Genomic DNA, 8,866 nt, shown 5'->3' with positions numbered 1-8,866 from the left:
GCACTTTATTCTCGATCGCGCGCTCAAAACCCAGGCTACCTCAAGTGCGATCGATATATTCAGCAAGCCCTAATTATTGCTTAAACATAAACTCTGCTGTTGCAACTTCAGTCTTCCTTCTTGCTTCTGCTATATATTCAAAATCTCCATACCTGATAGCGAAAAAATCAGCAAATTGCGGAGGCTAATAAATTTAGTAGCAAGTAAAAATAACTGTAAACAAATTATTTTTTATCCGAGTTTTCGGTTGATATCGAAAGGTTGGTAAAAATAGCGGGCAGCCGAATTGTAAAAGTAGAGCCTTTATCCAACTCGCTGAATGCGGTAATGTCTCCGCCCATCATTTCGCAGAATTTCTTAGTAATCGTCAGCCCCAAGCCAGTGCCGCCGTACTTCTTAGTAGTTGAGGAATCGGCTTGCGTGAACGGATCAAAGATTTTGGCTAACTGTTCGGGATTCATGCCAATGCCGGTATCTTTGACTGTAAAAACGATCCAATCTTGAGGGGAAGATAACAGAGACAAGCTATTTTCAGCTTGGTCACTGCCTGTATACGATCCAAGTGTTTTGCCTCTCTTTGTAGCGTCGGCGGGGGTTTCGACGGAGCGGGTAACGGCGAAGGTAATCGCGCCGGAGCAAGTAAATTTCGCGGCATTGCTGAGGAGGTTGAGCAGGGACTGCCGGAGTTTAGTCAAATCGGTCTGCATCGAGCCAATATCCTCGGGGCATTGTATTTCTATGATATTGCTATTTTTGTCTGCCATCGGTGCGATCGTGGCGACTACTTCCTCAACCAGATTTACAATGGTGAAGGTTTCGAGATGGAATTCGATGTGGCCTGCTTCAATTTTGGTCAAGTCGAGAATATCTCTAATTAGCACTAGCAAGTGCTGACCGGCCGTGTTAATTCTCTGGAGGTCGTCAATGAACTCTTCGGCACCGAGGTCTCGGGCGTCTTCTTGCAGGAGCTCGCTGTAGCCGATGATGGCATTGAGAGGGGTTCTGAGTTCGTGACTCATGTTGGCGAGAAAAATGCTTTTCGAGCGATTTGCAGCTTCCGCGGCTACAGCAGCCCGGCGGAATTCTTCGGAACGCAAGCGTTCGGTGATGTCGCTGGTCATGATTAAAACGCATTTAGTGCTGCCGAGGTCGATGAGTTCCCCTGACAGCAGCCAGTCGCGTACTTCGCCGCTTTTGGTGCGAATTTTGATTTCTTGGTTGCCGATCGAATTTTGGGCTTCCAAAATCTGGGCGAGGCGCCGCCCGTCTTCGGAATTGACCCACATTCCTAAGTCGGTGGGGGTGCGGCCGATAAATTGGTGCCGCGGCCAGCCTAATGAGCGCAAAAAGCTTTCATTGGCATCGAGGAAGCGTGCGTCTGTGAGGGTGCAGATGCTGATGCCGACTGGGGAGGCATGAAAGGCCTTGGAAAATCTTTCTTCAGAAGAACGCAGGGCGGCTTCGGCTTGCTTTCTGTCTGTGATGTCTTGGACGGTGCTGGTGATGTAGAGCGAGTTGACGGCGGCTTGTTCGTAGACTGTGCGGTTGCTACCGTCGGGGAGTATGAGCCTGTAGTCGATGCTGTAAGGCTGTTGCTCAAATAAAGCAGCTTCGATCGAGGTTTTGACTAATTCTCTGTCTTCGGGGTGCACGTATTCCAAGAAGGCTTCAAGGCTGGGTTCAAAAGTTCCCGGCCGCTGTCCCAGGATGCGATAAATTTCCTCTGACCACCGCAAGTGCTGGGTGTTGCGGTCTAAGTCCCAGTTGCCTAGTTGGGCGATGCGCTGGGCGTTGGCGAGGCTGGCTTCGCTGGCGCGCAGCGAGGCTTCTGCTTGGTTGCGTTCGGCGACGGTGGCGGCTAAGACTAAGCCTGTGACGGCGATGACGGCGATGAAGGCTTGCAGGGATAACAGTGCTTGGGGGATGCTGCTGGCGTGTTTGAAGAAGGGGCCGCTGCTTCTGGCTATGCCCCAGATGGCGAAGCCGCAGAGGATGAAGTTGGAGAGGGCCGTGTAGCGCTGGCCGAATCGAAAGGCAGCCCAAACTACTAGGGGAAAGGGTAAGTATTCGAGGGGATAGCGGGCGTAGGCGGCGCGGGTGCGGGAGCAGAAGACCAGCCAGCCGAGTGCTAGCAGCAGCAGCAGCCAAATCGCTCGTTCGGCTATTTTTTTGCGATGGGTGGGGACTTTGGGCAATTTTTGCCACGTCAGCAGCAGCGGCGCGACAAGCAAAATTCCCATAGCGTCTCCCACCCACCAAGTCCCCCAAATCGTGCCAAAATTGCTCCAGCTAGATACACTTTCGGTCACGCATACGAGGATGCTGCCGATGGTGGAGCTGATCAGGGTAGATCCCAAGGCTCCTAGTCCGACTATTCCTAAAACGTCTTTGAGCCGATCGAGCCCGGCGCTAAAGTTAATGCCCTGTAGCAGATAAGTTCCCGTCCACGCTTGCAGGGTTCTGGCGCCGGCCGAGATCAAGGCCGTGCCGATGTTGGCCGACGGTACGCTCATGCTGAACAGGAAGCCTCCGATCGCGATTCCCGGCCACAGTTGCCGCCCAAACAGCAGCAGGGCGACTTGGGCAATTCCTGCTGCTGGCCACATCGGGTAAATTTCTGAACTGAGGGTTAGGGTGGAAATGGCGAATTGCGACGCCAAATAGTAGACCAGGGCGATCGCGCCTACTGCGAGGAAGTACCGCCAGGAATGTCCTTTGATTGCATTAAGGAACTTTGTCTGCATTGTCGTTTGGGGAAAAGGTGGACGGTTGTTCGGGTCTCAGTAGGTGGCACGGGACAGGCACAGGGTAGGGAAAATGTTTCTCTTAGGTGATGGTAGGTCATGGGTGGTAGGTAGGGGGAGAAGCTTTTGAGATAACTTTTTCTGGCGCTGTTAAGGTTTCGGTTTGTTTTGCTGTGCGATCGAATCTGCCCATTAGTTTCGGGAGCATCCCTTTTTTGCCAATATATCTGTCATGGCTAAGTATTCGGTTTGTTAATTTTGGGTTTTTGTTAAAGATTTATTACCGAGGGACAGCGAGTGTCTTTTCGTGTCGGGGGTAGCAACTCGATTTAACCTAACATCTTGCACCATTCTCAAGAACAGGCAAGATGCCTGTTCCACAAAGAGTAAATTTTCTTAGTGGTGGGCATCCTGCCAGCTTGTAAAAAGCCTATTGAAAATGGTACAATATCTCCGTTTAACTTCACATCTTGAACTTTTCTCAATAATACCTAAGAAACCGATAACACGGACGCCAAATCTCAGTTTTCAGGTAAGCCCGGGGCCAGAAACGAAGATGATGACTAGAAGTGCCGGCGGGAGTGATTTTAACTGGATTTTTAACCCATTAATCGAGGCTTCCAGTCTTTCGCTGGAATACAGTGAAAACGGGTAATTTACAGCAAAAAAAATATTTTTCCTTCTCTATTTCGTTTTTGCTGTTGCAGTATCTAAGGTTAGTGTCAAACGCTCTTGAGATTCTTTAAGGGCGTCTTGGGGGTTGCGGCCGAGAAGGGTTGCCTCTATGGCACGGCCGAGGTTTTCTGAGAGGCGGGAGTAACCTGAGATAATTGGTCGCGAGCGGGCTGAGTTCATTTGTTCTAAAAATACTCGCAAAACAGGGTTTTTTTCCACAAAGCTTTTATAAGTTTTGCTCTGTCTCGATTTTAAGCTAATTGGCAAGTAACCTGTTCCCAATGCCCATGCTGTTTGGAATTCTTCACCTAGAACGTATTCTAAAAATTCTAGGCCTGCTTTTTCGCGTTCTGGCGAGGTTTTCATTAAAAATAGGTTTTCACCCCCCACGACGGCTGCGCGGCGATTGAGGGCGGGTATAGGCATCACTGCATAGTCGATCGCGCTTTGCTGCAATTGTGCTAGCGTCCACGGCCCGGTGATTTGCATGGCGACTTTGCCGGCGATGAAGTTGTCGAGTTCGTAACCGCGTTCGGGTGCTGACAATATTGCTGAACCTTCTTTTAACAAGTCGCTCCACAATTCTAAGGCTGCGCGAGAACCGGGATTATCTATTTGGGGTACAGGACTTTGAGGTATTTCGCCTTTGAGTTCGCCGCCTGCGCTGAACATGAATGGTAGCCAGGTAAATACTGTCCATTCTCCTTTGCCTAGGGGGAGCACTATGCCGTGTTGGTCTGTGCGGCCGTCTCCGTTGATGTCTCGGGTGAGCGATCGGGCTACTTGCTTTAATTGCGCCCAATTCTGTGGCACTTCTTTGATTCCTGCCGCTGCAAATAAGCTGGGACGGTAAAATATAGCGACGTTGTTTGTCGCTAAGGGAATTGACCAAGTGTGTCCATCCAGTTCCATTGACTCGAAGAGTGCCGGGTAGATTTCCGCTTTCCGGGGCGATTTGTCGAGCCAGTTTTCTAAGGGTTCAATTGCGTTGAGTTCGGCTAGTTTTCCTGAAATTGTGGCACCATTCCAAAGCAAATCCGGCGGCGCATTTCCTACTATTGCTGTTAGTATTTTTGGCAGTTGTTGATCGGGCTGACCGATATAAATTTGTTCGACTTGAATGTTGGGATGTGTTTTATTGAATTTGTCAGTGAGGGTTTTAAATACGTCTCGATTGGGCGGGGGATTGATGCCGTGCCACAGGGTAATTTTTATTGGTTCGCCGTTTTTGGATGCGGAGGCGGTGCTGTTTTGGCAGCCGCTTAATATTAGCAAGCTTAAAATTAGGAAAATGCAGGCTGTACGTGTGGCTTGTAGTCTATAGCGGTGTTCAGTTGAGTGAAGTAGAGATATCGGGTAGGGACAGGGCACTGCCATCTCCCTACTGTATTTCAGAGAAGGGAAAACTGCTATGATTGCATTGTGTAGCTGTTGGTGAATTGCGGTGGCCCATTTAGATAACATCATTTTCAATAAAAGCGGATAATTACAGGGTGAAACGAGCTAAATCTAGAAACTATGCTGGTAGCTGATTTGTCTCTCCTTCCGAGGTATTTTGGAACAAAACTATGAAAGCTCTTACTCCGAGTTTATCTTGTGGTCACATCCGATAGCAAGGAATTTATGTCAAGTGCGATCGATATTTTGCTAAATGAGGAACTGTGACAGGCACAAATTCGGGGAATTTGCTTAACAGCCATTCGCTGAGTTGTTCGTTTTCTGCGGTTGAATAAGTGCAGGTCATGTATGCAAGATAACCTTGCGGCGCTACAATTTTAGCAGAATTGGCTAAGATTCTTTTTTGGCGGTTGGCATTGCTGTTGATGGTGATATGATTAAAGCATTCGGGTGTTTTGTATCCTTTGGCTAAGAGTGATTGAACAGTACAAAGAGACTGTTGGCGAATTCACAGATGGTTTCACCCCTCACCTCTGAAACCTGCTCATCCGTGTTTCTCACATAGATGTAGTAGGTTGGGTAGAGCGTCAGCGAACCCTAGGCTTCGCTTGGCCCAAAACATTATTTTAAAAGAGTTGGGTAACGCTCGCGCTCTACCCAACCTACACTATCTACATTTTACCTATGAGGGGTATTACCCTTTCTTGATTAGCCAACAGTCTTTACAAAGAGCGTCTACCATTACTAAATTAGCAGTTTGTGGCTTCTTTTTTTCGAGTATTTTTGAATCGAGGTTTGGGGCTGATGGTTTAATTGGGCAGCACCTTACATTGGAAATCAGCATCCATGCGCTTGCCTGTGACTTCGTTGGACAAGAGCAATTCTGGGTTTAATGTTTTCCCGGCAAATACACTTTGTTTTGTTATTTTTATATAAAGAATCGATGTGATGTGAAGTGATGGGCGAAGTAAAAGCAAAGGTAAAGTTAATTAATGCCTTAGATGAAGCCCTTGTGCGTCGCAGACTGTTATTTGTTGAGTCTAGTTGAACCTAAGTGTCAGTCGATCGCCTTTTTGCCGCTCGCACAAGTCGGAACTATCATCGAAGTGTATAATCGAGGAGGAAACTACCATGATTGGAGTTTTAGACGCATTGGGAGCTAGAAACCCGGTTGATTGGTAGATTTCTCGTTTTGACAGTTCAAGACAGTATCTAGAAGAATCACGGTTAATTCACGTTTACCCGCTCTAACTGATGACTGCTAACTACTTACTAATAACTAAAAATATATGAAAATTGTCTTTTTTGGCACTCCCGACTTTGCGGTTCCTAGTTTATCCAGTTTGCTAAATCACCCAGAATTTGAGGTTGTGGGTGTGGTGACTCAGCCGGATAAACGTCGGGGAAGAGGCAATCAATTGATGCCTTCACCTGTAAAAGATGTGGCTTTAAATCACCATCTCCCGGTTTGGCAGCCGCAGCGAATCAAGAAAGATGCTGAAACAATTGCCAAATTGTGGGAAGCGGAGGCGGATGTTTTTGTGGTGGTGGCTTATGGCCAAATTCTTTCTCAAGAAATTCTGGATATTCCTAGTTTGGCTTGCGTTAATGTTCACGGTTCAATTTTGCCGAAGTATCGCGGTGCCGCGCCGATTCAGCGCTGTCTTTATGACGGGGAAAAGACAACAGGAATTACTACTATGCTGATGGATGCTGGCATGGATACTGGGGCGATGCTATTGAAGGCTTTTGCTGGTATTTCGCTGTTGGATAATGCTGATTCTTTGGGGGATAGGTTGGCGGAAGTTGGGGCGGATTTGTTGGTGGAAACTTTAGTTAAATTGAGGGATGGGGAAGTTAAGGCTGTTGTTCAAGATGATGCTGAGGCGACTTATGCGCCGATGATTAAGAGTGCAGATTATGTGCTGGATTGGTCGAAAAGTGCGATCGCCCTTCACAATCAAGTTAGGGGCTTTTTCCCGGATTGCACGACGACTTTTCGAGGCAATTCTCTGAAGGTGATAGCTACTGTGCCCGTCGGGCCGGAATATTGGCTGCAATTGCCAGCGTATTTGAGAGTTTTGGAACGCGAATGGCCTGTTTTGACCACGTTGTCGGGCGCAAATGGGGAAGTTGTTAAGGTTGTGAAGGGGTTGGGGGCGATCGTCCAAACCGGCGATGGTTTGTTATTGTTGCGGGAGGTGCAGTTGGCGGGGAAAAAGGTGCAGTCTGGGGTGGATTTTGCGAACGGAACTCGGTTGCTTGTAGGGGAACTTTTTGGGGGTTAAATTGTATGTTTAGGGCGGGCATCCTGCCCACCCCACAAGATTTGGAAGCAAAATCATCCTGTAATTTAGATGCGCGATTCTTGACCTAAAATTCCACCAAAACTTCCTCCGGGCCGCCCAACAAACCCTGTGCCGCCTCTAACATACTCTCAGCAACATCTTTCAAATCTTCGCGACTTGCCAGATAAGTTTTCAAAGCATCTAACGGTTCTATACTATTATTAGCATTCAATTCTGGCAACCGCGGCCTTGCTAGCTGACTGACTAATTCCGGTTGAATTGTATAGCTGTGCGCTTCGGCCAGAAGTGTGTGCAATTCTCCGTTGTCAATTAAGTCTAATTGTTCGGATCGCAATTGGTAAATTAATCTCACAACCGCGTCTTGGATCTCTTTCTTGCCAATAGCTTTAACTAACTCTGTTTGCGGGTTTTCCGATTCGGAAACATTCACTTTAATAGTCTGAAACACCCGCACGGGCAAAGTACAAAATTCCCACTCAGCTTTTCCGCGTTCCAAATTAACTAACACAAAACCTTTGTCTTCTTTCTCTTCACTAAAATCAACTCGTTCGATACTTCCCGGATAAATTACGGGCGGATTGTTGGAAGCATTGAGATTTTGATGTTTGTGGACGTGGCCGAGGGCAACGTAATCAAAACAAGGGCGAGTTAGCATGGAAACGGGTATGTTAAAACCTTTTCCAACTGCTAAAAAACGCTCGGCACCCAGACTTGCTTTATCTGCCATTAAGTGCGCTAAAAGTACGGTTGGTATGTCGGGGTTGAGGCGGCGGATTTCGCCTTCCATTGCGATCGTCAGTTTTTCGGTTAATAATTGGTTAACATCGCCCATAGACAGGCTTTCAGTCTCGGATCGTGTCATTAAGGTCGATCGAGTCAACCAAGGTAATGTTACCACCTGTACGGGCCCGCTGCGGGTTTGAATGAGGTGAGTGTCCAGGCGATCGCCTACAATAAACTTAGGTATCCCCAAAGTCCGGTAAATTCCCAAACTCGCACCACCTTGTCCCTGGGAATGTTGGTCGTGATTTCCTACTAGCAAAACCGTTGGAATTTGCGCGTCAACTAAACGGCTGAATTGGCAAGCAAAAGCCTCTTTGACAAACGGTGGAGGCGTCGAATCCGGGAAAGCATCACCGCCGAATATGACTAAATCTACGGGTTCAGAAATTGCTCTATCCATACATTTGCTCAGCGTCGCCGCGAAGTCTTCCAGCCGCGTATTTAAACCAGTTTCTGGATTAATCCGGCCGTGAGAAAAGCCGCTGCCCATGTGGATATCTGAAAGGTGTAAGATTTTAATCATTGTTTTTTTTCGGGTAAATTATCATTTCGGTTCGTAGTGAGGACTTCACTCTTCATCGATTTGTAGTTAGGACTTGAGTCCTGATTTAGCTGGTGAATAAAAACTAAAATTTTTACGGCGAATTTTGTTTGAGATTGTTGTCAAGCTACAGGCGAGAGAAATTTACTGCTAAAAATCTGGTTTCGTATATCACAATATCATGCCGGGGACTTTTTGATAAACTTGTGCGATGGGGCAGCGAAAATCTATACTCATTAACTCTAACTCATCTCCTTGTCGGTAAGTCTGAGAAACCCAATTTCCCTCAGCGTTGACGCGAAAACACTCAATTTTGATTTCTGATTGAGTGATGAGTACGTAGGGCTTGCTGAATATATCGATCGCACTTGAGGTAGCCTGGGTTTTGAGCGCGCGATCGAGAATAAAGTGCAAGA

The 8,866-nt window shown here is 47.4% G+C and carries 5 protein-coding genes and 1 pseudogene; 1 reads left to right on the top strand and 5 read right to left on the bottom strand.

Annotated features, from left to right (window positions below):
- Positions 1 to 224: 224 nt before the first annotated feature.
- The 3 genes from QUA40_RS26295 to QUA40_RS26285 all read right to left on the bottom strand — a co-directional run bounded on the left by QUA40_RS26295 (position 225) and on the right by QUA40_RS26285 (position 5,163).
- Complete coding sequence (locus tag QUA40_RS26295) at positions 225 to 2,744, bottom strand: MASE1 domain-containing protein (protein ID WP_333131334.1); 2,520 nt, start codon at positions 2,742 to 2,744, stop codon at positions 225 to 227.
- A gap of 684 nt (positions 2,745 to 3,428) precedes the next feature.
- Positions 3,429 to 4,886 (bottom strand): ABC transporter substrate-binding protein, encoded by a 1,458-nt coding sequence (locus tag QUA40_RS26290; protein ID WP_333131332.1) that lies wholly within the window; start codon positions 4,884 to 4,886, stop codon positions 3,429 to 3,431.
- A gap of 154 nt (positions 4,887 to 5,040) precedes the next feature.
- Positions 5,041 to 5,163 (bottom strand): hypothetical protein, encoded by a 123-nt coding sequence (locus tag QUA40_RS26285; protein WP_333131330.1) that lies wholly within the window; start codon positions 5,161 to 5,163, stop codon positions 5,041 to 5,043.
- Between the two features lie 943 nt (positions 5,164 to 6,106).
- Here QUA40_RS26285 and fmt point away from each other — a divergent pair.
- Entirely contained in the window at positions 6,107 to 7,105 is a 999-nt protein-coding gene (gene fmt / locus QUA40_RS26280) for a methionyl-tRNA formyltransferase (protein ID WP_333131328.1), read from the top strand.
- Positions 7,106 to 7,190: 85 nt separating this feature from the next.
- On the opposite strand, the gene QUA40_RS26275 is transcribed toward fmt, so the two are convergent.
- Together QUA40_RS26275 and QUA40_RS26270 are read right to left on the bottom strand one after the other, a co-directional pair.
- On the bottom strand, positions 7,191 to 8,432 hold the full coding sequence (locus QUA40_RS26275) for an exonuclease SbcCD subunit D (protein WP_333131326.1): 1,242 nt from the start codon (positions 8,430 to 8,432) through the stop codon (positions 7,191 to 7,193).
- 189 nt (positions 8,433 to 8,621) lie between these two features.
- Positions 8,622 to 8,866, bottom strand: a pseudogene (locus QUA40_RS26270) (hypothetical protein); the annotation flags it as partial.

Origin of the sequence: Microcoleus sp. Pol11C3 (assembly GCF_036701485.1) — a bacterium.
Taxonomy (GTDB): Bacteria; Cyanobacteriota; Cyanobacteriia; order Cyanobacteriales; family Microcoleaceae; genus Microcoleus.
This window is presented reverse-complemented; position numbering and strand designations above follow the sequence as displayed.

Bases quoted from the DNA above. Each gene is read 5' to 3' on its own strand.
- QUA40_RS26295 (WP_333131334.1), bottom strand. From the start codon at position 2,744: ATGCAGACAAAGTTCCTTAATGCAATCAAAGGACATTCCTGGCGGTAC.
- QUA40_RS26290 (WP_333131332.1), bottom strand. From the start codon at position 4,886: ATGATGTTATCTAAATGGGCCACCGCAATTCACCAACAGCTACACAAT.
- QUA40_RS26285 (WP_333131330.1), bottom strand. From the start codon at position 5,163: ATGACCTGCACTTATTCAACCGCAGAAAACGAACAACTCAGCGAATGG.
- fmt (WP_333131328.1), top strand. From the start codon at position 6,107: ATGAAAATTGTCTTTTTTGGCACTCCCGACTTTGCGGTTCCTAGTTTA.
- QUA40_RS26275 (WP_333131326.1), bottom strand. From the start codon at position 8,432: ATGATTAAAATCTTACACCTTTCAGATATCCACATGGGCAGCGGCTTT.